The 25,099-nt window shown below is 62.9% G+C and carries 23 protein-coding genes; 14 read left to right on the forward strand and 9 right to left on the reverse strand.

The window, feature by feature from the left end; all coding sequences use genetic code 11:
* The first annotated feature begins 72 nt into the window (after positions 1-72).
* Genes RPE78_RS13255 through RPE78_RS13280 form a run of 6 tightly spaced genes read left to right on the forward strand, consistent with a single transcriptional unit; the run spans position 73 to position 5,666 of the window.
* Entirely contained in the window at positions 73-1,254 is a 1,182-nt protein-coding gene (locus tag RPE78_RS13255; protein ID WP_406720820.1) for a vWA domain-containing protein, read from the forward strand.
* A complete protein-coding gene (locus RPE78_RS13260; protein ID WP_406720821.1) occupies positions 1,251-1,622 on the forward strand; it encodes a hypothetical protein in 372 nt (123 codons plus the stop codon). Before RPE78_RS13255 ends, RPE78_RS13260 begins: the two co-directional genes overlap by 4 nt.
* Positions 1,619-2,287, forward strand: a complete 669-nt coding sequence (locus tag RPE78_RS13265) for a DedA family protein (RefSeq protein WP_339107393.1) — start codon at positions 1,619-1,621, stop codon at positions 2,285-2,287. The genes RPE78_RS13260 and RPE78_RS13265 overlap by 4 nt, the downstream gene beginning before the upstream one ends.
* Positions 2,284-3,012, forward strand: coding sequence for a M48 family metallopeptidase (locus tag RPE78_RS13270; protein ID WP_406720822.1), 729 nt, complete (start codon positions 2,284-2,286; stop codon positions 3,010-3,012). Before RPE78_RS13265 ends, RPE78_RS13270 begins: the two co-directional genes overlap by 4 nt.
* A gap of 57 nt (positions 3,013-3,069) precedes the next feature.
* Positions 3,070-4,308, forward strand: coding sequence for a hypothetical protein (locus tag RPE78_RS13275; RefSeq protein WP_339109511.1), 1,239 nt, complete (start codon positions 3,070-3,072; stop codon positions 4,306-4,308).
* Entirely contained in the window at positions 4,305-5,666 is a 1,362-nt protein-coding gene (locus RPE78_RS13280) for a cytochrome P450 (RefSeq protein WP_406720823.1), read from the forward strand. The genes RPE78_RS13275 and RPE78_RS13280 overlap by 4 nt, the downstream gene beginning before the upstream one ends.
* Before the next feature lie 27 nt (positions 5,667-5,693).
* Here the strand turns inward: RPE78_RS13280 and RPE78_RS13285 are convergent, their stop codons facing one another.
* The 5 genes from RPE78_RS13285 to RPE78_RS13305 form a co-directional block, all read right to left on the reverse strand.
* Positions 5,694-7,148, reverse strand: coding sequence for a sugar porter family MFS transporter (locus RPE78_RS13285; RefSeq protein ID WP_406720824.1), 1,455 nt, complete (start codon positions 7,146-7,148; stop codon positions 5,694-5,696).
* A gap of 197 nt (positions 7,149-7,345) precedes the next feature.
* Complete coding sequence (locus RPE78_RS13290; protein WP_339107397.1) at positions 7,346-8,818, reverse strand: carboxypeptidase M32; 1,473 nt, start codon at positions 8,816-8,818, stop codon at positions 7,346-7,348.
* A 4-nt stretch (positions 8,819-8,822) separates the two neighbouring features.
* On the reverse strand, positions 8,823-9,965 hold the full coding sequence (ctaA, locus tag RPE78_RS13295; RefSeq protein WP_339107398.1) for a heme A synthase: 1,143 nt from the start codon (positions 9,963-9,965) through the stop codon (positions 8,823-8,825).
* A gap of 207 nt (positions 9,966-10,172) precedes the next feature.
* Positions 10,173-10,427, reverse strand: a complete 255-nt coding sequence (locus RPE78_RS13300) for a hypothetical protein (RefSeq protein ID WP_339107399.1) — start codon at positions 10,425-10,427, stop codon at positions 10,173-10,175.
* Positions 10,428-10,478: 51 nt separating this feature from the next.
* Complete coding sequence (locus RPE78_RS13305; protein ID WP_406720825.1) at positions 10,479-11,246, reverse strand: RNA methyltransferase; 768 nt, start codon at positions 11,244-11,246, stop codon at positions 10,479-10,481.
* Between the two features lie 128 nt (positions 11,247-11,374).
* Here RPE78_RS13305 and RPE78_RS13310 point away from each other — a divergent pair, with 128 nt between their 5' ends.
* Both RPE78_RS13310 and RPE78_RS13315 read left to right on the forward strand, forming a co-directional pair.
* Entirely contained in the window at positions 11,375-11,995 is a 621-nt protein-coding gene (locus RPE78_RS13310; RefSeq protein ID WP_339107401.1) for a thiamine phosphate synthase, read from the forward strand.
* Positions 11,996-12,032: 37 nt separating this feature from the next.
* Positions 12,033-12,737 carry a hypothetical protein gene (locus RPE78_RS13315; RefSeq protein ID WP_406720826.1) on the forward strand — a complete coding sequence of 235 codons (705 nt, stop codon included), beginning with the start codon at positions 12,033-12,035 and terminating at the stop codon, positions 12,735-12,737.
* A gap of 55 nt (positions 12,738-12,792) precedes the next feature.
* Here the strand turns inward: RPE78_RS13315 and tgt are convergent, their stop codons facing one another.
* The 4 genes from tgt to RPE78_RS13335 all read right to left on the reverse strand — a co-directional run bounded on the left by tgt (position 12,793) and on the right by RPE78_RS13335 (position 17,034).
* The gene (gene tgt / locus RPE78_RS13320; protein ID WP_406720827.1) at positions 12,793-13,923 is read right to left on the reverse strand and encodes a tRNA guanosine(34) transglycosylase Tgt; all 1,131 of its coding nucleotides are present in this window, start codon (positions 13,921-13,923) and stop codon (positions 12,793-12,795) included.
* 193 nt (positions 13,924-14,116) lie between these two features.
* Positions 14,117-14,884 carry a YoaK family protein gene (locus RPE78_RS13325; RefSeq protein ID WP_406720828.1) on the reverse strand — a complete coding sequence of 256 codons (768 nt, stop codon included), beginning with the start codon at positions 14,882-14,884 and terminating at the stop codon, positions 14,117-14,119.
* A 215-nt stretch (positions 14,885-15,099) separates the two neighbouring features.
* Positions 15,100-15,567, reverse strand: a complete 468-nt coding sequence (locus RPE78_RS13330) for a DNA polymerase III subunit chi (protein WP_406720829.1) — start codon at positions 15,565-15,567, stop codon at positions 15,100-15,102.
* A 3-nt stretch (positions 15,568-15,570) separates the two neighbouring features.
* The gene (locus tag RPE78_RS13335) at positions 15,571-17,034 is read right to left on the reverse strand and encodes a leucyl aminopeptidase (RefSeq protein ID WP_406720830.1); all 1,464 of its coding nucleotides are present in this window, start codon (positions 17,032-17,034) and stop codon (positions 15,571-15,573) included.
* A 210-nt stretch (positions 17,035-17,244) separates the two neighbouring features.
* Between RPE78_RS13335 and lptF the strand changes: the two genes are divergently transcribed.
* The 6 genes from lptF (at position 17,245) to rsmA (ending at position 25,039) form a co-directional block, all read left to right on the forward strand.
* Entirely contained in the window at positions 17,245-18,375 is a 1,131-nt protein-coding gene (lptF, locus tag RPE78_RS13340; RefSeq protein ID WP_406720831.1) for an LPS export ABC transporter permease LptF, read from the forward strand.
* Positions 18,372-19,487, forward strand: coding sequence for an LPS export ABC transporter permease LptG (gene lptG, locus RPE78_RS13345; protein WP_339107409.1), 1,116 nt, complete (start codon positions 18,372-18,374; stop codon positions 19,485-19,487). The genes lptF and lptG overlap by 4 nt, the downstream gene beginning before the upstream one ends.
* Before the next feature lie 3 nt (positions 19,488-19,490).
* A complete protein-coding gene (locus tag RPE78_RS13350; RefSeq protein ID WP_339107410.1) occupies positions 19,491-21,710 on the forward strand; it encodes an LPS assembly protein LptD in 2,220 nt (739 codons plus the stop codon).
* Positions 21,711-21,786: 76 nt separating this feature from the next.
* Positions 21,787-23,052: a SurA N-terminal domain-containing protein gene (locus tag RPE78_RS13355; RefSeq protein WP_406720832.1), complete on the forward strand. Its 1,266-nt coding sequence runs from the start codon at positions 21,787-21,789 to the stop codon at positions 23,050-23,052.
* Positions 23,053-23,111: 59 nt separating this feature from the next.
* Complete coding sequence (pdxA, locus tag RPE78_RS13360; RefSeq protein WP_339107412.1) at positions 23,112-24,083, forward strand: 4-hydroxythreonine-4-phosphate dehydrogenase PdxA; 972 nt, start codon at positions 23,112-23,114, stop codon at positions 24,081-24,083.
* Positions 24,084-24,196: 113 nt separating this feature from the next.
* Positions 24,197-25,039, forward strand: a complete 843-nt coding sequence (rsmA, locus tag RPE78_RS13365) for a 16S rRNA (adenine(1518)-N(6)/adenine(1519)-N(6))-dimethyltransferase RsmA (RefSeq protein ID WP_339107413.1) — start codon at positions 24,197-24,199, stop codon at positions 25,037-25,039.
* The last annotated feature ends 60 nt before the right edge of the window (positions 25,040-25,099 follow it).

Genomic DNA, 25,099 nt, shown 5'->3' on the forward strand with positions numbered 1-25,099 from the left:
CGTCTATTACGGCTGTCTTTTGCAACCGGATATGCCACACTGGCTCCCGACCCGCCCATAAAGATACCCGAGATGTTCCGTCCCTTCCTTCTTTGCCTCCGCCAGCATCAGGTGCCCGTATCCTTGCGGGAATATCTGGCCTTTCTGGAAGGTCTCTCGCGCGGTTTATGTCTGTATGACAGCGAGGCGTTCTATTATTTCGCCCGCAGCGCGCTGGTAAAGAACGAAGCCCATATCGACCGGTTCGACAAAGCTTTCTCTGCCACTTTTCAAGGGCTTGAGATGCTTTCTTTAGACGATGTCCTTACCGCCTTCGATCTGCCTGAAGAGTGGCTGACAGCCCTTGCCGAGGCCACGCTCAGCCCGCAGGAAAAGGCCATGATGGAGGGTGCGGGGAGTTTCGAAGAGCTGATGAACACCCTGCGCGCGCGTCTGGCCGAACAGAAAGACCGCCATCAGGGAGGCAGCAAATGGATCGGCACGGCGGGTCGGTCCCCCTTCGGGGCCTATGGCTATAATCCCGAAGGGGTGCGGATCGGGCAGGATAGATCACGTGAAAGACGTGCCGTAAAGGTCTGGGATAAGCGGGAATTTCGGGATTTCGATGATGGTCTCGATCTTGGCACGCGCAATATGAAAATCGCGTTGCGTCGTTTGCGGCAATGGGTGCGCGAGGGCACCACCACCGAGCTGGACCTGCCCAACACGATCCGCGCCTCCGCCGATGCGGGCTATATTGATGTCAAAACCCGTCCCGAGCGGCGCAACGGTGTGAAACTGTTGCTGTTTCTGGATGTGGGCGGCTCGATGGATGACCATATCACCTTGGTGGACGAGCTGTTTTCGGCCCTGAAGACCGAGTTCCGGCAGTTCCGGCACTTCTATTTCCATAACTGTCTTTACGAATATGTCTGGACAGAGAACCGCCGCCGCTTCACGGAGCGGCTGTCGACATGGGACATCCTGCACCAGTATGGCAGCGATTACCGCTGCATCTTTGTCGGCGATGCGGCCATGTCGCCATATGAAATCGCGGTTGCGGGTGGCGCCAATGAACATTGGAACGACGAGCCGGGCCAGATCTGGCTGGAGCGCGCCCGCCAGCAATGGCCGCGCCATATCTGGCTCAACCCCGCGCCGCAGTCTCTGTGGGCCCGGACCCACTCCACCCAGATGATCCGGCAGATATTCGAAAACCAGATGTATCCCCTGACCTTGGACGGTATCTCCCAAGGGGTAAAGGCACTCTCATGAACTCCAATCTCATCCGCTGCCACCGTATCTGGTGCCGCCATCGGCTACTCTCGCTGGTCTTCGTTCTGGCGGTCGGCCTGACGGCGGTCTTTGCCTGGCACACGATCGACCGCGCGGTTTACTGGGCCGATCCGGGGCATCACGAAAGAACGCCGGAAAGCTGGATGACACCGCGTTATATTGCCCGCTCATGGGACCTGCCGCAGGATCGGGTCGAGGTCCTGCTGGATCTGTCCGATCAGACCGAGCTGGGGCATAAACCGAGATTGCGCGATCTGGCGCGCGCGGAAGGAGTACCGGTATCCGTCTTGATTGACCGTTTGAAAACAGGTCTGCCCGCTATGGTCCGTGCGGAGCAGAGCCCATGATGGCGCAGCTGACAGACCAGCTTCTGGCGCTGCTTCCTCTTTGGGGGCCGTGGCTGATTGCACTGGTTACCTTTGGCAGTTGCCTTGCCCTGCCCGTGCCCGCCTCGCTCGTGATGCTGGCAGGCGGCGCCTTTGTGGCCTCGGGCGATCTGGATCTGTGGTCACTGTTTCCGGCGGCGCTGCTGGGGGCGGTCTGCGGTGACAGGCTGGGCTATGCTATCGGGCGGATCGTGGCCCGCCACCTGCCCGAACCCGAAAGCAAGCGCGCGCGCCTTATGGCCAAAGCGTTGACCCGTCTGGACCGCAATGGCGGCTGGGCGATCTTCCTGTCGCGCTGGCTGTTCTCGCCGCTTGGCCCCTATGTCAACTTTGCCGCAGGCACCGCCCGTTATCCGCGCCACCGCTTCTGGCTGGCCTCGGTTGCGGGCGAAAGCGTCTGGGTCTCGCTCTATATCGGGCTGGGCATGGTGTTCGGGACCAATCTCTCGGCGGCGTCGGATCTGGCGGGCAGCATCATCGGCACGATTGCCGCCGCCACGGTCGCGATTTTTCTGGGGCGCTGGCTATGGCGCAGTGTCCGCCGCAAGGCACCGCATCAGGTCTCCGATGCTGAGGGAATGCTGCCGGAGGTCCCCGTCGAGGGCCTGCCGCAGGTGTCCGAATGATACGGCTTCTGGTTCTTCTGCTGCCGGTGCTGGCCGCAGTGGTGATGTGGCAGGTCTCCGCATGGTCCCTTGCGCGGCGCCTTGATAAAAGCGCGACACGCCTGAAGGACCCTTTGTTGCTGGCAGGGGTCGACCGACTGGCCGCCGCGATGGAGTTGCGCGCCATTCCGGTCTATGTGCAGGAAGTGCCCACGATCAACGGCCTTGCCGCGCCGGACGGGCGGGTATTCCTGACACGCGGCTTCCTGCGGCGCTACGAAAGCGGCGAGGTCGGCGCCGAAGAGTTACTCTCGGTCATCGCGCATGAGCTGGGGCATGTGGCACTGGGGCATTCGAAGCGGCGGATGATCGACTTCGCGGGTCAGAACCTTGTGCGGATGCTGATCTTTTCGGTTCTGGGGCGGATGGTGCCGTTTCTCGGTCCGCTGCTGGCCAATCTGGCCACGCGGGCTTTGGCTGCGCGCCTCAGCCAGCAGGACGAATACGAGGCCGATGAATTCGCCACCGCGCTGATGATCAAGGCGGGCTACGGGGCCGAGCCGCAAATCCGGCTTTTCGAAAAGCTCGATGCCCTGACCCGGCAGGGACCACGCAGCACCCCTGCATGGCTGATGACCCATCCCGAGACCCGCCTGCGGGTCGAGACCATCCGCCGGAATGTTGCGAAATGGACGGGCACGGGATCAAAGCCGCCATCGGCCCCGCCTTCGGGCCGCCTGCAATAATTCTTACTTTCGCAGGATTTAGGCGCTATCGTGCCGCAAAGAGATCAGGCAGGGTCAATGGTGCACCAGCAATCACAAGATCAGGGGCTGCGCAGGCGGCGGGTGTTCTACATCCCCGGCTATGATCCGTTTCCGCCGCGCCGCTACCGCGAGCTCTATCGCCGCGAAAGCGCCCAGCAGGCAGCGATCTCGGGGTACGAGATCAGCCAGAAAGCCAGTGGGAGCGCGGGTAAATACGGCTGGCAGGTAAGTTCGACGCAAGACGGGCAACAGGTCGAGGCGGTGATCGAGGTGCTGCTCTGGTCGGATATCGTGCGCGCGTCGATGGGGCGCTCTATCGCCGCCACCTATCTGCAACTGGTCCAGACCGCGTGGCGCTATATCGGCAGCGCGGCGCTGTTCCGCCTGATGCGGCTCCGCCTTGGTCCGGTGATTGCCGCGCTTTATCCGGTGGTGGCGTTGCTGACCCAGTTGCTGCTGGGCCTTCTGGCGGCCACGGCGGTCTATGGGGCCACATTCTGGGCGGGCGAGGCGCTGGGGCTTGGCCGACACCCGCTCGCCTTGTTGGCGCTTTTGCCTGCGGGCGCGGTGCTGGGCGTGATCCTGCGCTGGTTTCGCGCCCATGATAACCGCTTCTATGCCTATTACCTGCTGCATGATTATGCCTTCACCGCCCGCTGGAACGGGGCCTATCCCGCAACGCTCGACAGCCGCATCCAGCAATTCGCAGACCGGATCGCCCATGCCCTGCACGAGGATTGGGACGAGGTGCTGGTGATCGGCCATAGTTCGGGAGCGCATGTGGCAATCTCGGTTCTGGCAGAGCTGGACCGGCGCGCGCCCGCCTCTGACACGCCTCTGGCCCTGTTGACGCTTGGCCATGTCGTGCCGATGGTCAGCTTTCTGCCCAAGGCAGAGCGGCTGCGTGGAGACCTGCACAGGCTTGCCGCCAGCCACAGGGTCACTTGGGTGGATGTCACGGCTATGGGCGACGGCTGCTGTTTCGCGCTTTGCGATCCGGCAGGGGTCAGCGGGGTTGCCCCCGCCCGACAGACCGGCCCCCTGATCTTCTCGGCCGCATTCCGGCAAAGCCTGAGCGAGGCGCGCTGGAAGGCTGAGCGCAGACGGTTTTTCAGGTTGCATTTCCAATACTTATGCGCCTTTGATCGCGTGCAGGATTATGATTACTTCCGCATCACCGCAGGCCCGCTGACCTTGGCCCAACGCTATGCCACGCGCGCACCTTCGCCCAGCAGGCTTGCCACGCCCGTCAACCGCTTCCGGTCCATGTCATGACCCCGCCGAAACCCGCACCGCGCCCCGATAAGGTCTCGCTCTGGCGCTATATCCGGCTGTTCAAACAGGATATCCTCTCGGCGCAACCGGCACGGCTTTATCGCGCCAAGATGGCGGAGTTCCGCACGCCCTTCTTCCGGTCCTATCTGTGCAACACGCCCGAACTGGTGGATCTGGTGCTGCGCACCCGCCCGCAGGATTTCCCCAAATCCGACCGTATCCGCGAAGGTCTGGCCCCTTTGCTGCGCAATTCGGTCTTTGTGACGAATGGGCCGACATGGGCCCGCCAGCGCCGCATCATCGACCCCGCCTTTGAAGGCGGCAAGCTACATCAAAGCCTGCCCGATATGTGGCAAGCAGGGTTGAACTGCCTGAAGCGCCTTCACAAGAGTGCCGGACAGCCTATTGATATAGAACCCGAAACCTCGCATGTGGCGGCAGATGTCATCTTTCGCACATTGTTTTCGCTACCGATCGAGGACCGCACTGCCGCGCAGGTATTTACCGCCTTCCGCGCCCATCAGATGTCGGCCCCTGTAGTCAATCTGGCGGCCCTTCTGCCCTTGCCGCGCTGGCTGCCGCGCCCGCATTCGCGCCAGACCCGCGAAACGGCGACCCAGATCCGGCGCTTGATCGAAGAGCTCACGCGCCGCCGCGCCGAAGAGATCGCGCAGGACACAGCCCCCGATGATCTGGCGACCAAGATCATGACCATGACCGATCCCGAAACCGGCACGCGCTTCAGTACCGATGAGATGGTCGATCAGGTGGCGATCTTCTTTCTGGCCGGGCATGAAACCTCGGCCTCGGCGCTGGCTTGGGCGCTCTATCTGCTGGCGACCCATCCCGAGTGGCAGGAGAGATTGACTGATGAGGCGCGCTGCCTGCCTGCGACCGAACCCCCTGATATGGCCCTGCTGAAACAGCTGAAGCTGTCGCGCGCCGTCTTCCGCGAGGCCATGCGGCTTTATCCGCCCGTGCCGATGTTCGTGCGCGAGACCACCTGCCCCGAGACCTTCCGCAAGCGCCCCGTCAAACGCGGGTCGCAGGTGGTGATCTCGCCCTGGCATCTGCACCGCCATGAATTGCTATGGGACAACCCCGATGGCTTTGACCCGTCCCGCTGGGACACGGAAAACGGCAAGAGCTGCGCGCGTCAGGCCTATATCCCCTTCTCGGCCGGTGCGCGCGTCTGCCCCGGTGCGGGATTTGCGATGGCCGAGGGCGTGCTGCTCCTGTCGATGATCCTGCGCGACTTCCACCTGACCGCCCTGCCCGAGCGCCCGCCCCGGCCTGCCGCCCAGCTGACCGTGCGCAGCAAAAACGGCATCTGGCTGACCCTTACCCCGCGCCAATGAAAAACCGCCCCGAAGGGCGGTCTCAACTTATTCTCCGGCGACCCGTTCGGCCTCGGGGATCTGGCCTGAAGGCTTGCCCTCGACCATATCCTCTAGACTCATACCGCGCGTCTCCGAGACCATCTTCCAGACGATGAAGAAGGAGATCAGCGCAAAGCCCGCATAGAGGCTATAGGCCAGATCCAGCCCGATCGCGGCCAGCACGGGGAATGTGGTCGACACCACGAAATTGGCCAGCCAATTCGCCGCGCCCCCCACACCAAGCGCCATGCCACGGATCTTATTGGGGAACATCTCGCCCAAGAGAACCCACATGACCGGACCCCAACTGGCGCCAAAGCCGATGATGAAGACATTGGCCATCACCAGCGCCACCGGACCCCAAGGCGCGGGCAGCGACACGCTATCTGCCGTGACCACCGCATGGTTGAAGGCCAGTGCCATCACCCCAAGCGAGACGGTCATCAGCCCCGAACCCCAAAGCAGCAGCGTTTTGCGCCCCAGACGGTCGATCAGCAGGATCGCGATGATCGTCGCCACGATATTCACGACCGACGAGAAGACCGAAATCATGAAGCTGTCGCTTTCCTGAAAACCGACCGACTGCCAGAGCGTGGTGGAATAGTAGAAGATCACGTTGATCCCGACCAACTGCTGGAACACGGCGATCAGGATGCCGACCCAGACGATGGGGCGGAAGAAGAACGCCCCGCCGGTGAGGTCGCGGAAGCTCTTGCTGTCCTCGCGCTTCATGGTCTCGCGGATCTTGGCGATCTTGCTGTCCAGACGCGCGCGACGGACGCCGACGATCGTCTCGAGGATGTCACGCGCCTCGCTGATGCGGTCTTTCTCCACCAGATAACGCGGGCTTTCCGGCAGACGCAGCGCCAGCACACCGTAAAGCACCGCCGGAATCAGTTCCGAAAGGAACATCCAGCGCCATGCTTCCATGCCCATCCAGAGGGTGCCAGCCGCACCGCCTGCCACGCGGGCGACAATCGCGCTGACCAGAAGCGCCACGAAGATGCCCGAGACAATGGCCATCTGCTGCATGGTGCCAAGGCGGCCCCGCTCGTCCTTGGGGGCGACTTCCGCGATATAGGCGGGCGCGATCACCGAGGCGAAACCCACGCCGATCCCGCCGACAAAGCGCCACAGGATCAGGTCCAGTTGCCCAAAGGCCAGCCCCGAGCCAAGCGCGGAGATGGACAGAAGCGCGGAGGCGATGATCATCGTCTTCACCCGCCCGAACCTGTCCGAGCACACCCCCGCATACCAAGCCCCCGCCATAGCGCCCAGAAGCGCGCAGGAGACCGTAAAGCCGATGCCCGAGGCCGAAAGTCCGAAGCCATCGCGCACGGCATCCACCGCACCATTGATGATCGAGCTGTCATAGCCGAACAGAAAACCGCCCAAGGCCGCTGTGCAGGCGATCATCAAAAGCCTGCCGGACATCACCCCGTCATCCGAAATTTCCGCCATACTCCCCTCCTGCGCCGTAATGTCCGGCGCTTGCCTGATCTGCTTTTCATGTGTCGGATATCTGTCCGTTCACATGATGTGAGACAGGGCAAGGTCAAGCGGCGGACGAAGGGTCGCCTTTGGTCTGTGGCGCAAAACCACGAAAAAGCCGGCAAAAAATGCCGGCTCTGTTACATTTGCTTACAAACCGGAAAAGATCAGAGTTTGTAGATGGCCGAGAACTTCTCTTCGAGATAATCCAGAAGCGCGGTCTCGTCGGGGGCTGTCCCGCAGGCGGTGGTGATGGTCTCGACCGGCGGACGTAGCCCCCCGTGACGCTGCAGGTTCTCGCGCAGCCAGTCGGTGGCGGGCGCGGTATGCCCCTCGGCCAGCGCCCCGTCCAGATCGGGCACCGCGCCACGGATCGCCTTCATCAGGCAGCCCGCATAGAGATTGCCCAGAGCATAGGTCGGGAAATAGCCAAACAGCCCCACCGGCCAATGCACATCCTGCAAGAACCCATGCGAGGGCTTATCGACCGTCAGCCCGAAATCGGCTTTGAAGCGGGTGTTCCATGCCTCTTCAAGGTCGGTCACCTCCAGCTTGCCGGAAATCAGGTCCCGCTCCAGATCGAAGCGCATCATGATATGCAGGTTGTAATGCAGCTCGTCGGCCTCGGTGCGGATATAGCCCGGCGCCACACGGTTGACAGTGGCAAAGAAGGCGTCAGCATCAGACACACCGAAATCGCCAAACATCTCGGTCATGCGCTGGTAGAGCCAGCCGGTAAAGGCGCGCGAGCGGCCCAGCTGGTTTTCATAGATCCGGCTTTGGGATTCATGCACGCCCATCGACACACCCGCCCCAAGCGGCGTGAAATTATAGGCGGGATCGATGGCCTGCTCATAGCAGGCATGGCCCGTTTCATGGATCGTCGAATAGATATTGTTGAAGGGATCACGTTCGACCACGCGGGTGGTGATGCGCACATCATTGCCCGATCCGGTCGAGAACGGATGCACGGCAATATCCATCCGTCCCCGCGTCCAGTCATAGCCGAAAGCCGAGGCACAGATCCGCGACAGCCGCATCTGCGCCTGCTCGGGGAAGGTGTGGTCAAGCGCTGCGGGCTTGACGGACGACCCCGCCACGCGGTCGCAAAGATCCACCAGACGCGGGCGCATCCGGTCAAAAACCTTGCCGATGTCCTTGGCCGAGGTGCCGGGCTCATAGGCCTCCAGCAGCGCATCATAGGGGTCGCGCCCATCCGATAGTGCCTGCGCCTCTTCGCGCTTGAGCCGCACGACTTCCTCGAAGGTGGGCAGAAAGGCCGACGGGTCTTCGGCGGCGCGCGCATCCGCCCAGATGCCCTGGCTGAGCGAGGTCAGCCGCGCGATTTCTGCGGCCAGACGCGCCGGAATACGCATCGCGCGGTTATAGTCGCGCGCGACCATATCCAGCACCCGCGCCTCTGTCTCGTTGCGCGCCTCGGCCCGTACCAGCCAGTCCGAGATCCGCGGGTCGGTGCGGCGGGCATGCAGGATTGCCTCCAACGCCCCCGTCTCTTCCGCACGGTCATCGGCAGCCCCGCGCGGCATCACCGTTTCCTGATCCCAAGACAGCCGCTGGGCGATCTTCTCGAGGGCTGCGGTTTCGCGCAGATGGGCGGTAAGGTCTTGATAGGCAGACATTGGGTCAGGCTCCTCTGACGGATTGCACCACCGGATAACGCGCATGGAAACGCGCACGGATGATCAACACCCACAAGATCACAGCGCCGAACTGATGCGCAAGCCCAAGTGGCATCGGGGCCGCATGCATCACTGTTACAATCCCAAGGATCACCTGACACAGAAGCATCGCCCCCATCGCCATAAACGCGCCCTTGGTATTGGGATGGGCCGATTTACGCGCCTTGAGCACAACCACCATGCCAAACACGAACAGCGTATAGGCCACCATCCGGTGCACGAATTGCACCATGCCGGGGTTCTCGAAGAAATTGCGCCACAGAGGGTCGTAATTCAGCGCATCCGAAGGGAAGAACTCGCCATTCATCCACGGCCAGTCGATATAACCGCGCCCCGCATCGATTCCGGCAACCAGCGCGCCCAGAAGGATCTGCAAGAAGGCCAGATGCATCACGCCCGTGGCCATGCCGAACAGTTTGCGCTCGCCCATGCGGCGGGCCTGCAACAGCTCGCCCTCGCGACGCGAAAGCTGCAGGCAGAACCATGCGATCGTGCCCAGAATGATAAAGGCGATGCCCAGATGGGTGGCCAGCCGGTAGGAGGCCACGGCGATCATCTGCCCGCCCAGCCCCGAAGACACCATCCACCAGCCAATCGCGCCTTGCAGCCCGCCAAGCGCTCCCAGCCCCAGAAGCTTCGGCACCCACCCCTTGGGGATGCGGCCCGTGACCAGAAACCCGAGGAAACCAAGCGCCCAGACCATGCCGATCAGGCGGCCAAGGTTGCGATGCGCCCATTCCCACCAGAAGATGCCCTTGAAGCCTTCCAGCGTCATATTCGGGTTGATCAGCGCATATTGCGGGATCTGCTTGTAATTCTCGAATTCGGCCTGCCATTGGGCCTCGTTCATCGGCGGCAGCGCCCCCGAGATCGGCTTCCATTCGGTGATCGACAGCCCGCTATCGGTCAGGCGGGTCGCGCCGCCCAAGGCGATCATGCACACGACCAGCGCGAAAATCACGATCAGCCAGGCGCGGATCCATTTGCGCGCCCCTTTCGGCTGGCGGTCGATCATGCCGCCTTTCGGCTCGGCGCGGGTTTGGGTGGGCTGGGCCACATCCTCGAAGATGCTGCGTTTCTGGCTCATCGGGGCTCTCCTTCAGTCGCCGCGCAAACTAGGCGCGCGGGCGGGCGCGTTCAAGCATCATTCCGCCGATTGCCGCAGCCTATCGCGAAGGTGACCCATGCCCGGGCGCGCCCGCGCGGGGAGAGTGGCCGGAGGCCCGCATCGTCGTTGGCCGCAAGAGGCGGCGCGGGACTGGCCCAGAGGCTGTGCGAGAGGCGAAAGACGCGCCTAAAGGATCTGGTGCAGCACAGCCACCGCCGTGCAGCCCCCGAAGAACACCATCAGCTTGCCCGAAACCAGCAGCCCCAGATGCAGCCCCCGCGCCTGCCAGCGTGACAGCCCGTCAAACATCGCCTGAAGACGCCCCTGCCGCCCCAGATGCATCATCCAGACATGCACGCCCAGATCAAAGACCAGCGCCAGCACGCAAAGAACCGCCCAGAAGGCCGGATGGACAAGCATCGAAAGCAGGGAAGCGGTCACGGCAGTCCTTTCGTCGGGGCCACATCCGGGCCGGTTACAGCCTTTGTCGTCCTAGCCCTTACCACGCAGAAGCTGCCTGAGCGCCCCGTGCAGCGTCTGGACCTCGGAGCGCGTCATCGCGAAGCGCGTCCACATATTGCGCATATTGCGCTTCATCATCGGGGCTTTCTCGGGCGGATAGAAAAAGCCTGCCTCCTCCAGACGCCCCTCGATGTGATCGCCCCACGCCTCGACATCGCCCGCGCTGGCCGGTTCATGGCCCGCCAGACCTTCTGCAATATCTTCCGCCTCCAGAACATGGCGCGAATACTCGTAGGAGGTCAACAGCACAGCCTGACCAAGGTTGAGGGAAAAGAACTCGGGATTGGTCGGAATGGTAATGATGGCATTGGCGCGGATGATATCGTCATTTTCCAGCCCCGTGCGCTCGGGGCCGAAGAGAACCGCCACCTTCTGCCCTGCCTGAATCCGGCGATGCGCCTCGATCATCGCGGTCTCGGGGGTATAGATGGGCTTGGGCAGCTCGCGCCCCCGCGCCGTGGTGGCAAAGACGAAATCGCAATCGGCCACCGCCTCCGCCACGCTGTCAAACACCCCCGCATGATCCAGCACACGACCCGCCGCCCCCGAGGCCATCGCCACAGCCTTCGGATTGGGCCAGCCGTCACGCGGCTCGACGATCCGCATTTTGGACAGCGTGAAATTCAGCATCGCCCGCGCGGCCGCTCCGATATTCTCGCCCATCTGCGGACGCACCAGCACGATATGCGGCTGGCTGGATTTCGGGGCGTTACTGGGGTCGGCAGGCTGGTCAATCATCACGGGCTCCTTTTGCAGAGCCTTCCATAAGCACAACGCAAAGCTCTTTCAAGCAAGCGCCGCCTGCGCTATGAGGACGCAAACACCTCATTCCGGCCTGCAAAGGCCTCCGCAGTCAAGGATATATCATGGCAGACGAAGATCGCCCGCAAATCTACCTGCTGACGCCCACGAGCTTCGAGCCGGAGACATTCCTGCCCAAACTCAAGGCCGTTCTGGAGGCGCATGAGATCGCCTGTATCCGCCTGTGCCATGCCTCGAAAGACGAGCTGGAGCTGGGCCGCATCGCCGATGCCATCCGCGAACTCGCCCATGCCCGCGACGTGGCTTTGGTGATCGACAGCCATATCCATCTGGTCGAACGTCACGGGCTGGACGGCGTGCACCTGACCGATGGGGCCCGTTCGATCCGCCATGCCCGCAAGGAACTGGGCGAGGATGCCATTGTCGGGGCCTATTGCGGCAATTCGCGCCATGACGGGATGAATGCCGGTGAAGCCGGCGCCGATTATGTCTGTTTCGGCCCGATCGGCGAAAGCGCCCTTGGCACGGGCGAGCGCGCCGAATTCGACCTCTTCCAATGGTGGTCCGAAATGATCGAGGTGCCGGTGGTGGCCGAAGGTGCGCTGACGCTGGATCTGGTCAGGCAGTTCGCGCCGGTCTCTGACTGGTTCGCCTTTGGGGACGAGATCTGGAAGAGCGAAGATCCGGTCGCCACTCTGGGCGCACTTGTCGCCGCAATGGGCTGATCCCCGCCAGAACGGCGAGTGCAGGAAAGGGCAGACAATGGCAACGCGCACCGAAGACAACACGATCCAGCGCGACGGCCCGATGGGCGATTGGGGCGCGTTCATGCATTCGGAGCTGCGGGTCGACCGTGCCGATCTGGCGGGCTATATCCGCCAGATCGAAGGGGCGCGGGTTCTGGTGGCGGTTGCCGGTGCGCCGGGGTCCGGCAAATCGCGGCTGGCGCGCGAGATCTGCGAAAAGCTCAATGCCCATACTGCCGCCTGTGCCGCCATCCTGCCAATGGACGGCTTCCACCGCTCGAATGACTGGCTGGACGCGCGGGGCCTGCGCGGACGCAAAGGCGCCCCCGAAACCTTCGACACCGAGGGCTTCGCCGCGCTTTTGCAGCAGGCCCGCACCGCCGGTCAGGCCCTGCATGTGCCGACCTTCGACCGCGACCGTGACCGCGTGATCCCCGATGGTGACGAGATCGAGGCACGAACCCGCTTCATCCTTGTCGAGGGCAATTATCTTTTGCTGACCCGTGCAGGCTGGCGCAATCTGTTTCCGCTATTCGACCTGACGATCCGCCTGCATGTGCCCGAAGACGAACTGCGCGCCCGCCTGATCCGCCGCTGGGAAAAACGCGGCATCGATCCGGCGGAAATCACCCGCCGCGTCGAGGAAAACGACCTACCGAACGGGCGGCTGATCCTGACCGAAGGCCGCGCCGCCGATCTGCGGGTGCTGGATTACAGCTGATCATCCGATCCTGAAGACCAGAACAAAGGGGGCCGAAGCCCCCCTTTTTATGACCTCAAAGCGGTTCGATATCGCCTTCGGCACGTTTGGCGTGGAAATCGGCGACATAGGCCTTGAAGGTTCCCGCCTCGATCGCATCGCGCATGCCCTGCATCAGATCCTGATAGTAATGCAGGTTGTGCCATGTCAGCAGCATCCCCGAGATCATCTCGTTCGCGCGGAAGACGTGATGCAGATAGGCGCGCGAATAATTGCGGCAGGCAGGGCAGCCGCAGTTTTCATCCAGAGGCCGCGGGTCATCTCGGTGGCGCGAGTTCTTGATGTTGATCTGACCGTGGCGGGTCCATGCCTGCCCCGTCCGACCCGACCGCGAGGGCAGCACGCAATCCATCATATCAACGCCGCGCTCGACCGCGCCCACGATGTCATCGGGCTTGCCGACGCCCATCAGATAGCGCGGACGGTCCTCGGGCAGGAAACCGGTGGCGTAATCCAGCACGCCGAACATCGCCTCCTGCCCCTCGCCCACGGCCAGACCGCCAATGGCATAGCCGTCAAAGCCGATATCGGTCAGCGCCCGCGCCGATTGCTCGCGCAGCTCTTGCGTGACACCGCCCTGCATGATGCCGAAAAGCGCATGTCCCGGACGGTCGCCAAAGGCCTCCTTGGACCGCACAGCCCACCGCATCGACAGCTCCATCGCACGGGCCACTTCCTTATCGGTCGCAGGCAGCGCGGGGCATTCGTCGAAACACATCACGATATCCGAGCCAAGAAGCTTCTGGATCTCCATCGACCGCTCGGGGCTGAGCATATGTTTCGACCCGTCGACATGGCTGGAGAAGGTCACCCCCTCTTCGGTCAGCTTGCGCAGCCCTGCCAGCGACATGACCTGAAACCCGCCCGAATCCGTCAGGATGGGTTTTTGCCAGTTCATGAACTTATGCAATCCGCCAAGGGCCGCCACACGTTCCGCCGTCGGGCGCAGCATCAGGTGATAGGTATTGCCCAGCAGGATATCGGCGCCCGTCGCGGCCACCGATTCCGGCATCATCGCCTTGACGGTTGCCGCCGTGCCCACCGGCATGAAGGCGGGCGTGCGGATATCGCCGCGCGGCGTATGGATCACACCCTTGCGCGCCGCGCCATCCGTGGCCTGAAGCTCGAAGCTGAATTTTTCTGTCATCACCTGTCTCCTTGCGCAGCCCCCATAGGATGAAACCGGCTGTTTGGAAAGGCGGCAGTTGGTTAGCGGATGCAAAAGCGGGGCCAAAACAGCCCCGCATGACAGATTTCACCCGCTCTCCCCCACCAAGCTCCCAAAGCGCAGGCAGAACGGTGCTTGGCGCAGGCGCGCGGTAGAGAGGGCCCGAAACGGATCAGGCCGCCCCCTGTCCGACCGCGCGCAGGGCACGCGGGGCCGTCAGCGCCGAAATCCCCAAAAGGACCACAGCCGGCAGGAAGGCAAAAGCCCAGCCAAAGGCCCCATGCCCCAGCCCGCCCATGATCCCGCCTAGAACAAAGGCCGCGACAAGCTGCACGAACAGCATGAGCCGCGCATGGTCATAACCGTCATCGCCGCTGTCACGACCCCGCCCGTACAGCCCGCGCCCGATCTCGATGCCCATATCGGTCAGCAGGCCCGTCGCATGGGTGGTGCGGATACGTGCGCCGGAGATCCGGGTGATGGTGGCGTTTTGCAGCCCCATGATAAAGGCCAGCAGACCCAGCCCCAGATGCCCTTCCCAAGGCTGCGGCAAGAATTCGGCGGTGGCCAGCACGGCCAGCAAGATCCCCTGCAAGGCCAGCGGCATATAATAGGTCAGGCGAGAATGGCGGGCAAAGCCCCGCGCGATCATCGCCGAGGCCAGCGCCGCCCCTGCCACAAACAAAAACAGCACGCAGAAACTGAGCAGCACCAGCGAAAGATTGGCACCGACAAGGCTGCCCGCCAGCTGGGACAGATGCCCCGTCATATGCGAGGCATATTGGCTCATCATCAGAAAGACACCGGCATTCAGCGATCCGGCGATTACGGCCAGCACGATCCCCAGCCAGCGATCCGCCTCGGGGGCACGCCGGTGCGAGGTGAAAAGACGCATGGCACGGACAGAGAGGTGACGACGGAATGCGGATCGGATGGGCATGGGGAGGCCTCGCAAATGACGGATAATGCAATGTGGTTCCATCATCATGTCGGGGCGGCAGGCAACGGATCAAGAGGAGCGTAACGTCGGGAATGCGGCGATGCAGCAAATTCCCGCCAAAGGTGCAAATAAAAGGCACATTTTCGCCAATATCAGATCAATTTATCCATAAAACCATAAACTTGGCGTTATATTGAGAACAACTCAAGGATGATTTATCCGCTTTCGCTCTTCTTTTGCCACCGGCCGGACTCTTCCGACCAGTACTGCGCCTTCGCACCTGCAGCAGTAAACTGCTTCCACTGCACCCGCGCCCGCGAGAGCGCCTCGTGGTCATGCCCGTCAAACAGGATCCAGACCCGCTCGTGGCGCTCCAGCTCTTCGGGCGCCACCTCTGCGCCGTCGATGCTCAACACCGCGTCACGCCCGGCCTTGGCGGGCTGGCTGGCCGTGGTCAGCAGGACCGGTTGCAGGGCATCTTGCGCGCGCCCTGCCAGACCATGCGGCAGAAAGCTCTCCGCCCCGCCCATTTCCCACAGGCTGCGGTCATACCAGTGCATCCGGTCCGGCAGGGTGCCGCGCAATTCTATCTTCCAGCCCTGTTCCAAGGCGCGGCCAAGAAGGTTGACGACAACCTCCGCGACCGAGCTTTCGGTGACGTGATAAAACAGCGCAGCGCCCATGCTTCAGCCCTCGAACTTATCGGCAATCAGACGATTGAGGGTCATCACGCCCCAGCCGGTCGGGCCTTTCGGCGCAAGCTCCGTTTCCGTGGGCGGCAGCGCCACGCCTGCGATATCGATATGGCACCACGGCACCTCCGGCGCAACAAAGTGCTTGAGGAAGGTTGCGGCGGTGATCGCACCTGCCGGACGTCCGGCAGAATTCTTGATATCGGCCAGCCGCGATTTGATCAGCCGGTCATAAGAGGGCTGCAATGGCAGCGGCCATGCACCCTCTCCCTCTTGCCTCGCCGCTTTCAACAGATCGCCCGCGAAAGCGTCGTCATTGCTGAAAACCCCCGCATTGTCATGACCGAGCCCCACGATCACCGCGCCCGTCAGAGTGGCCAGATCGATCATGGCGCGCGGGGCGAAATGCTCTTGTGCATACCACAGCACATCGGCCAGAACGAGACGCCCCTCGGCATCGGTATTGATGACCTCGATGGTCACGCCCTTGGCCGAGGTCACGATATCGCCCGGACGCTGGGCGCGGCCATCGGGCATATTCTCGACAAGCCCGACGATCCCCACGACATTGGCCCGCGCCTTGCGCAGCGCCAGCGTGCGCATCACGCCCGCCACCGTGCCCGCACCGCCCATATCCATCGTCATCTCTTCCATACCGGCACCGGGCTTGAGAGAGATCCCGCCGGTGTCAAACACCACGCCCTTGCCGATCAGCGCCAGAGGCGGCTCCTCGGCGCCGCCATTCCATTTCATCACCACAACCTTCGAGGGGCTTTCCGAGCCTTGCCCCACCGCCAGCAGCGCCCGCATTCCCAGCGTCTCGAGATCGGCCTCTTCGAGAATCTCGACATCCAGCCCCAGTTCCTGCATGGCCGCCAGACGGGCGGCAAAATCGGAGGTGGTCAGGATATTGGCCGGTTCATTGACCAGATCACGGGTGAAAAACACCCCCTCGGCCAGCGCGGCCAGCGGCTGTGCCTCCTGCGCCAGTTTCTCGGGGTTGTTGGCCATGAAACGCACCGGCCCGTAAGCGGGCGTCTCGGCGCTATGATAATTGAAGCGGTAGGCCCTGAGCGCCAGACCAAAGGAAACCTCGGCCGCGCGGGCATGGCTTTCGGCCAGCACCAGCCCCCCCTTGGCCCCCAGCGCACGGGCAATCGTCGCCCCTGCCTTGCGCGCCACCGAAACTTCGCAGCGCCGCGGCAGCGATACCAGCAACACCAGCTCCGCAGCCATTCCCGCCGGCCATTCCAGCCGCAGCGCCGATCCGTGATCCAGCTTGGCAAATGCCTCCGACTCGACGGCACGTTTAAGCGCGCCATGCGTCAGACGGTTGACCCGCCGCCCCGCAAGCCCCAGATTGCGCCCGCTTTCGGCAAAGACGACAACGACACCGCTGGCCTCGGCCACGGCCTCCAGATCGGTTTCAGTGAAGCTGATGGCAAGGGGTTCGGTCATCTGTGTTGTTCCTATGGTCCAATATGCTCGACTGGCCCGACCCTACAAAGCTATAAGGGATTTGGAAAGCCACGGGCGGATTCCTGCACGGCAAAAGACCCGCTTGGCGGGGAAATTCGGAATGCGGGCTTTTCCAGCGCCCCGCAAGACGATAGAGACAGAGACAAGACCGCGTTCAGCGCGGCGTGATCAGGAGTAAAGAGCAGCACTGTGACCCGGCTGGACCGATATCTTTTGTCGCAATTCTTGGCGATCTTCGGGTTTTTCGCCCTTATTCTGGTCTCGATCTACTGGGTCAACCGGGCGGTCAGCCTGTTCGAACAGCTTATCTCGGATGGCCAGACCGCGCTTGTGGTGCTGGAATTCACCGCGCTGACCCTGCCTTATGTGATCCGCGTGGTGCTGCCGATTGCCGCCTTCGCGGCCACGGTCTACACCCTCAACCGCCTGTCGAGCGAATCCGAGCTGGTGGCCATGCAGGCCACCGGGGCCTCGCCCTGGCGGCTGGCCCGTCCGGTTCTGGTCTTCGGACTGCTGATCGGGCTGATGATGGCGGTGCTGACCCATTTTCTGGTGCCGCAATCGCGCGCGCAACTGGCCACGCGGCAGGCACAGCTGGCCGAGAATGTGACCGCCAGCCTGCTGACACCCGGACGGTTCCAGCATCCGGTCGACGGCATTTCGATCTATATCCGCGCGATCAGCGATAATGGCGAATTGCAGGATTTCTATCTCTGGGACAGCCGCACTCCCACCAACCGGATGAGCTATCTGGCCAAGAAGGCGGTTATCGTGCGCACCGATAACGGGCCGAAACTGGTGCTTTTCGACGGTATCGCGCAAAGCCTGCGCACCGAGGGGCGCAATCTTTCGGTCACGCGGTTCTCGAACTTCACCTATGACCTGAGCAGCCTCATTCAGGGCTCGACCGAGGTGGACCGCAAGCTCGAACAGATCTCCAGCCTCGAATTGCTGCGCGCGCCGCAAAGCGTGCTGGAGGAAACCGGCAAAAGCGCGACCGAACTGGGGCTGGAGCTGAAAATGCGCTTCGTGCAGCCGCTGCTGGCGCCTGTGGCCGCCCTTGTGGGCTTTGCCGCGCTGATGGTGGGCAGCTTCTCGCGCTTCGGCATCTGGCGGCAGATCACGCTGGCGGTGGTCATTCTGGTGCTGGTGCAGGTGCTGACCAATGTCACCGAGACCATCGCGCGCAGCCGACCCGACCTCTGGCCGGTGCTCTTTGCGCCTGCCGCCGTCGGAGTGCTGGCCAGTCTCCTTCTTTTGCATCTCTCCGCGCGCCGGAAATTCACCGGACGGCGTCTGGCCGCAAAAGGTGCCGCATGATCCTTGGTCGCTATGTTGCCCGCCGTTTCCTGCGCAGCTTCCTGCTGGTGCTGGCCAGTTTCTGGGGCATCCTGTTTCTGGTCGGGCTGGTGGAAGAGGTCCGCAAGCTCGATGCCGAGGCAAGCTTCGGGCGGGCGGTGCTGCTGTCGCTGCTCAATATCCCCGAAACGCTTTACACGATCATGCCGCTGATCATGCTGCTTGCGGCGGTCGTGCTGTTTCTCAACCTTGCCAGAAGCTCGGAGCTTGTGGTGATGCGCGCCTCGGGCCGGTCGGCGCTTGGCATTCTGGTCAGCCCCGTTCTGACGGCTCTGGTGCTGGGCGGGTTACTGATCAGCGTCGGCAATCCGCTGGTCTCGGCCACGTCCAACCGCTATGACGAACTGCGCAGCGATGTCGGCATGCAGACCACCGTCTCGGTCGGGCGCAACGGCGTCTGGATGCGCCAGAGCGCGACCTATAAGGACAGCAGCGGCAAGATCCGCACCGGACAGGCCGTGATCTCGGCGGCGCGGGCCAATGGCGATGCGACCACCCTTTATGATGTCAGCTTCCTGATCCTTGACAGCGACAGCAATGCCGTGCGCCGCGTGGTGGCCGACCGTGCCATTCTGGAGACCGCCCAATGGCGGCTGTTCAACGCCAAGGACTGGCCGCTTGGCAGTTCGACCAATCCCGAGCGCGACGCCACCACCTCGTCGCAACTGACCATCGCCACCAGCCTGACCGCCTCATCGATCCGCGACAGCTTCGGCGCGCCCTCGGCCATTCCGCTGTGGAAACTGCCCGCCTTCATCAAAACGCTGGACGCGGCAGGGTTTTCGGCATTGCGCCACCGCGTCTGGTTCGAGATGGAACTTGCACAGCCGCTGATGATGGTGGCAATGGTGCTTCTGGCGGCCTCCTTCACCATGCGCCCGACGCGGTTCGGCGGCATCGGCCAGCGGGTGCTGCTGGCGCTGGTCTCCGGTCTGGCGGTGTTCTTCCTGCGCAATGTCGCGCAGGTTCTGGGCGATAGCGGCCAGATTCCGGTTCTGCTGGCGGCATGGGCACCGCCGGTGATTGCACTGATGTTTTCGATTGCCCTGCTTTTGCATCTGGAGGATGGCTGAGCCATGACCCTGCCCAAGACCTGCTCTCCTGCAAGGACGCTGCTCGCCGCCCTCACCCTTGGCACGGCGCTTGGCACTTTCGGCCTTGTGGCAAGCGGCTACGCACAAGACAGCAACGCCTCGCAGAACAGCCTGAGCAATGTGCCCGCCAGCCTGATGGCCGACCGGATCTCGCTTTCGGGGTCTGACACGCTGGTCGCGGAAGGCGCGGTCGAGATCTATTACGAGGGCAACCGCGTCACGGCCAAGCGCGTCACCTATGACCAGAAGGCCGATACGATCAAGATGGACGGGCCGATCCGCCTGACCGAGCCGCAGGAGGCCGGTGCGGTGATCGTGGCCGATCAGGCCGAACTCTCGCGCGATCTGCAACATGGCATCCTGTTGGGCGCGCGCATGGTGATGGCGCGCGAATTGCAGCTTGCCGCCGCCAAGATCGAGCGCGAGAACGGCAATGTCACCACCATGACCAATGTGGTGGCCTCGTCATGCAATATCTGCGTGGTCGGTGAACGCCCCCTGTGGGAAATCCGCGCTCGCAAGATCACCCACAACGCGCAGGAGCGTAAGCTGAGCTTCGAGGATGCGCAGTTCCGCGTCGCCGGTGTGCCGCTGGTCTGGGTGCCGAAGCTGCGCCTGCCCGACCCCACCGTCACGCGCATGTCGGGCTTTCTGGCCCCGAGCTTCCGCAGCACCTCCAGTCTGGGGATGGGCATAAAGATCCCGTATTTCTTCGCGATCGATCCCAGTCAGGATCTGCTGGTAGAGCCCTATATCTCCAGCGGTTGGACCCGCACGCTGGGGCTGCGCTACCGCCGCGCCTTCAATGACGGCGAGATCAGCATTTCCGGTGCCTTCAGCAATGACAGCATCATCAAAGGGGCCAATCGCGGCTATCTCTTTGCCGATGGCAGCTTCACCCTGCCCGATGATTTCAAGCTGGGCTTGCAACTGCGGATGGTGTCCGATGATGCCTATCTGCTGAATTACGATGTCAGCGATGCCGACCGGCTGTGGTCGGGGCTGACCCTTGAACGGGTCCGCTCGGACGAGCTGATCTGGGCCCGCGCCGGTCGCACCCATTCGCTGCGCGAGGACGAGGACAACAATACCGAGCCGATGCTGGCAGGCGATGCGGAATGGACACGGGTCTATCACCCCGCCCGTATCGGCGGCGAGCTGACGGCAAGCTGGGATCTCGAGACCTTCCGCCGCAATTCCAGCTCGACCACGGACGGGCCGGATTGGGACGATATTCCCGACGGGCGCGACATGACCCGCAGCTCGCTGACCGCCAACTGGCGGCGCAACTGGCTGCTGTCTTACGGCATCATGGCCAGCACGCAGGCCCAGCTTGCCGCCGATGCCTTCGTGATCCGTCAGGATGACTCCTATGACGATACCATCCTGCGCGCCCAGCCGCAGCTTGCCACCGAATTGCGCTGGCCCTGGACCCGCAGCACCGGTCGCGCGGCCCATGTGATCGAGCCCATCGCGCAGATCGTCTGGGCCCCCAACAACCTCACCCGCGCGCCCAACGAGGACAGCACGCTGCGCGAGTTCGACGAAGGCAACCTGTTCAGCCTGTCGCGCTATCCGGGGCTGGATGCACGCGAACGCGGCCTGCGCGCCAATGTCGGCGTCAGCTATACCCGCTATGACGCGGCGGGATGGTCTTTGGGTACCACTGTCGGGCGCGTGTTCTATGCGCAGGATCTCGAACAGTTCTCGTCGGAAAGCTCGCTTTCGGGCAATAGTTCGGACTGGCTTCTGGCCAGCAACCTGCAAACCTCGGGCGGGCTGACCGTGTCGAACCGTGCGCAGTTCGACGATGATTTCAACACCACCCGCGAAGAGCTGCGCCTTGCCTATTCGGGCGCGACCTATGATCTGGCGGCGGGCTATCTGTGGATGGACAGCGCTATTCTGGCGGGCACCTCGGAGGATATCTCCGAATTGCAGCTTGACAGCGCATGGCATTGGGGGCGCGGCTGGTCGGGCACATTCGATGCCCGCTACGACCTTATCGCAGAGCGGGCGGCAAAGGCGAAACTGGGCGTGACATGGGTAAATGATTGCGTGAGCGTCGATCTTTCCCTCTCGCGCCGCTTCACTTCCTCGACTAATGTGGACCCCGAAACAAGCGTCGGACTTTCCGTGGCTTTGGCCGGATTTGGCGGTGCCAATGACGGAACCTCGGCCAGTAAGGTCTGTGTAAGGTAAGACAGACGCCCGATGCAGATTGCGTATCGCGGCCAATGACGACAAAGCAGGTATAATGATGACGGCACTTTCAGGCATGGCGAAAAGCAAAGGCTTCAACGCATTGCGCAGCAAGGTAACGCGGCTCGGCTGTGTCTCGGTTCTGGCGCTTGCCCTCATGGGACCTGCCGGTTCGGCCTTTGCGCAGGGCGGCATGTTCTCGCCGGTGATCACCGTCAACGGTCTGGGGATCTCTGCCTATGAAATCAGCCAGCGCGAGCGGATGATCGAGGTGCTGGGCACCACCGAATCCGACCCCCATCAGGCGGCGATCGACGCGCTGATCTCGGATCGTCTGCAAACATGGGAAGCCAAGCGTCTGGGGCTGAGCGTCTCGGATGCGGCGGTCCAGAAGGGCATGGAAGAATTCGCCTCGCGGGCCAATCTCAGCGCCAAGCAGTTCATCGCGGCAATCGGTCAGGAAGGCGTGGACGAGGAAACCTTCCGCGATTTCACCAAGTCCGGTCTGTTGTGGCGTCAGGTCGTGCGCGCGCAGTTCGGCGGGCGGATCTCGATTTCCGATCTGCAGATCAACCGCGCGCTTGCCCCCGAATCCCAACGGGGTCAGGGCACACGCGTGCTGCTCTCCGAGCTGATCATCCCGACGGAAGGGCATGAACAGGAGGCCATGCAGCTTGCCGAACAGGCCACCCGCGGCAGTGCGGCACAATTTGCCGATATCGCCAGCCATGTTTCGGCCTCGCGCTCGCGCGAGAACGGTGGTGCCATCGACTGGATGCCCGTGGCCAACCTGCCCGGCCCCCTGCGCGCCCGTATTCTGGCGCTGAAACCCGGTCAGGCCACCGGCCCGATCAAGATCCCGAATGCCGTGGCCGTGTTCCGCCTGCGCGCAATCGACGAGAACGGGGCAAAACAGGCCAGCCCGCAAACGGTGGAATATGCGCTTTACACGCTGGGCGCGACGGGCAGCGAGGAAGTAGCAACCCGTCTGGGTCAGGTGCAGGCCAGCCCGCATAGCTGCGATGCGCTTTATCCGTTGGCGCGCACATTGCCCGCCAGCCGTCTGCTGCGTGAAAGCGGCACCCCCGACAGCCTACCGCGCGACATCTCGGTGGGGCTGTCCAGCCTGGACCCGGGCGAATATCAGGTGCTGCAACAGGGCGGCAATAGCGCGCTTTTGATGCTGTGCAGCCGCGAAATGAGCCGCAAGGGCGAAGATGGCAAGGTCGAGACCCCCAACCGTGACGCGGCCATGACCAGCCTTGAAAACCGCCAGATCCAGATTCAGGCGGATGGTCTTTTGGCCGATCTGCGCGACGCAGCCGTAATCACACGGCCTTGATTTTGGTGGCGCCAGACTTATCTGACGCTCCAACATATTGGAAATAGGGGGTAAATCCTATGCCTCAAGCACCTGTCATTCTCACCTGTGGTGAACCTTCCGGAATTGGTCCGGAAATCGCCGTCAAAGCATGGGAGGCGCTTGGCGCAAGGCTTCCCTTTGCATGGCTTGGCGACCCCGCACATCTGCCGCGGGGCACCAAGATCCGCGAGATCGGCACTCCGGCCGAGGCCATCACCCATGCTGGCACGGCAATGCCCGTTTTGGTGCATGACTTTCCCAAAGCCGCCATTCCCGGCACCCCCGACCTGGACAATGCCCGCTCGGTGATCGATGTGATCGCGCGCGGTGTCGATCTGGTGATGCGCGGCGAGGGCTCGGCCCTGTGCACCGCACCGATCAACAAGAAAGTGCTCAAGGACGGGGCCAATTTTGCCTTCCCCGGCCATACCGAATATCTGGCCCATCTGGCGGGCGGGTGTAAGGTTGCGATGATGCTGGCCTGCCACGAGCTGCGCGTCGTGCCTGCCACGATCCATATCGCTTTGGCAGATGTGCCCACCGCCTTCACCCCCGAAGTGCTGCGGCAGGTCGTGCGCATTACCCATGAAGGGCTGACGCGGGATTTCGGGCTGGAAAATCCGCAGATTGCCATTGCGGGTCTGAACCCCCATGCGGGCGAAGGCGGCGCGATGGGACGCGAGGAACAGGACTGGATGATCCGCGAGATTGCGGGGCTCAAGGCCGAGGGCTATGCGCTGACCGGCCCTCTGCCCGCCGATACCATGTTCCACAAGGCCGCCCGCAGCCAGTATGATGCGGCGATCTGCGCCTATCACGATCAGGCCCTGATCCCGATCAAGACGCTGGCCTTCGATGCGGGCGTCAATGTCACGCTGGGCCTGCCCTTTGTCCGCACCTCGCCCGATCATGGCACCGCCTTCAATATCGCGGGCACGGGCGAAGCCAGCCCCGCCAGCCTGATCGCCGCGTTGGAAATGGCCGATACGATGGGTCGCGCGCGCGGATGACCCCTTCGAGGCGCAGCGAGAGGCTTGCCTCGCGCGCGCGGCTCACATATCCCCTGACAGGTCCGGATGCCGCATCCGGACCTTTTGCATATGAAGACAGACAGGATAGAGCAATGGCAGCGATAGACGGGCTTCCGCCTCTGCGGGATGTAATCCGTGACCATGAACTGGTCGCGAAAAAGCAGCTTGGCCAGAACTTCCTGCTCGACCTCAACCTGACCGCCAAAATCGCGCGTGCGGCGGGCAATCTTGACGGGCATGATGTGCTTGAGGTCGGCCCCGGCCCCGGCGGTCTGACCCGCGGGCTTCTGGCCGAGGGGGCGCGCAAGGTGCTGGCGGTCGAGAAAGACCCGCGCTGTATGCCCGTGCTGGCCGAGATCGCCGACCATTATCCGGGCCGCCTCGAGGTGATCAATGGCGACGCGCTCGAAGTCGATGTGACGGCGCATCTGCGCACGCCCTACAAGATTGCCGCGAACCTGCCCTATAACGTGGGCACCGAACTGCTGGTGCGCTGGCTGACGCCGAAGGACTGGCCGCCGCAATGGGACAGCCTCACACTGATGTTCCAGCGCGAGGTGGCCGAACGGATCGTCGCACAGCCGGGCGACAACCATTACGGACGGCTCGCCATTCTGGCGCAATGGCGCACCACCGCACGCATTGTGATGTCGCTGCCGCCCGAGGCCTTCACCCCCGCGCCCAAAGTGCATTCTGCCGTGGTGCATCTGAAAGCCCTGCCCGAGCCGCGCTATCCGGCGGATGCCAAGATTCTGTCGCGCGTTGTAGCGGCGGGCTTCAACCAGCGCCGCAAGATGCTGCGTGCCTCGCTGAAATCTGTCGCGCCCGATATCGAGGCCAAGCTGGAAGCGGTCGGCATCCCGCCCACCCAACGCGCCGAACGGGTCACGATCGAGGAATGGTGCCGCCTCGCCCGCAGCCTCGAAACAAACTGACCGCACAGACCATAAAAAACCGCCCGCGCAGATCTGCTGCACGGGCGGTTTTTCTGTCAG

The sequence above is a fragment of the Thioclava litoralis genome, assembly GCF_045278885.1.
GTDB classification, from domain to species: domain Bacteria; phylum Pseudomonadota; class Alphaproteobacteria; order Rhodobacterales; family Rhodobacteraceae; genus Thioclava; species Thioclava litoralis.

Bases quoted from the DNA above. Each gene is read 5' to 3' on its own strand.
- RPE78_RS13255 (WP_406720820.1), top strand. From the start codon at position 73: ATGTTCCGTCCCTTCCTTCTTTGCCTCCGCCAGCATCAGGTGCCCGTA.
- RPE78_RS13260 (WP_406720821.1), top strand. From the start codon at position 1,251: ATGAACTCCAATCTCATCCGCTGCCACCGTATCTGGTGCCGCCATCGG.
- RPE78_RS13265 (WP_339107393.1), top strand. From the start codon at position 1,619: ATGATGGCGCAGCTGACAGACCAGCTTCTGGCGCTGCTTCCTCTTTGG.
- RPE78_RS13270 (WP_406720822.1), top strand. From the start codon at position 2,284: ATGATACGGCTTCTGGTTCTTCTGCTGCCGGTGCTGGCCGCAGTGGTG.
- RPE78_RS13275 (WP_339109511.1), top strand. From the start codon at position 3,070: ATGGTGCACCAGCAATCACAAGATCAGGGGCTGCGCAGGCGGCGGGTG.
- RPE78_RS13280 (WP_406720823.1), top strand. From the start codon at position 4,305: ATGACCCCGCCGAAACCCGCACCGCGCCCCGATAAGGTCTCGCTCTGG.
- RPE78_RS13285 (WP_406720824.1), bottom strand. From the start codon at position 7,148: ATGGCGGAAATTTCGGATGACGGGGTGATGTCCGGCAGGCTTTTGATG.
- RPE78_RS13290 (WP_339107397.1), bottom strand. From the start codon at position 8,818: ATGTCTGCCTATCAAGACCTTACCGCCCATCTGCGCGAAACCGCAGCC.
- ctaA (WP_339107398.1), bottom strand. From the start codon at position 9,965: ATGAGCCAGAAACGCAGCATCTTCGAGGATGTGGCCCAGCCCACCCAA.
- RPE78_RS13305 (WP_406720825.1), bottom strand. From the start codon at position 11,246: ATGATTGACCAGCCTGCCGACCCCAGTAACGCCCCGAAATCCAGCCAG.
- RPE78_RS13310 (WP_339107401.1), top strand. From the start codon at position 11,375: ATGGCAGACGAAGATCGCCCGCAAATCTACCTGCTGACGCCCACGAGC.
- RPE78_RS13315 (WP_406720826.1), top strand. From the start codon at position 12,033: ATGGCAACGCGCACCGAAGACAACACGATCCAGCGCGACGGCCCGATG.
- tgt (WP_406720827.1), bottom strand. From the start codon at position 13,923: ATGACAGAAAAATTCAGCTTCGAGCTTCAGGCCACGGATGGCGCGGCG.
- RPE78_RS13325 (WP_406720828.1), bottom strand. From the start codon at position 14,884: ATGCCCATCCGATCCGCATTCCGTCGTCACCTCTCTGTCCGTGCCATG.
- RPE78_RS13330 (WP_406720829.1), bottom strand. From the start codon at position 15,567: ATGGGCGCTGCGCTGTTTTATCACGTCACCGAAAGCTCGGTCGCGGAG.
- RPE78_RS13335 (WP_406720830.1), bottom strand. From the start codon at position 17,034: ATGACCGAACCCCTTGCCATCAGCTTCACTGAAACCGATCTGGAGGCC.
- lptG (WP_339107409.1), top strand. From the start codon at position 18,372: ATGATCCTTGGTCGCTATGTTGCCCGCCGTTTCCTGCGCAGCTTCCTG.
- RPE78_RS13350 (WP_339107410.1), top strand. From the start codon at position 19,491: ATGACCCTGCCCAAGACCTGCTCTCCTGCAAGGACGCTGCTCGCCGCC.
- RPE78_RS13355 (WP_406720832.1), top strand. From the start codon at position 21,787: ATGGCGAAAAGCAAAGGCTTCAACGCATTGCGCAGCAAGGTAACGCGG.
- pdxA (WP_339107412.1), top strand. From the start codon at position 23,112: ATGCCTCAAGCACCTGTCATTCTCACCTGTGGTGAACCTTCCGGAATT.
- rsmA (WP_339107413.1), top strand. From the start codon at position 24,197: ATGGCAGCGATAGACGGGCTTCCGCCTCTGCGGGATGTAATCCGTGAC.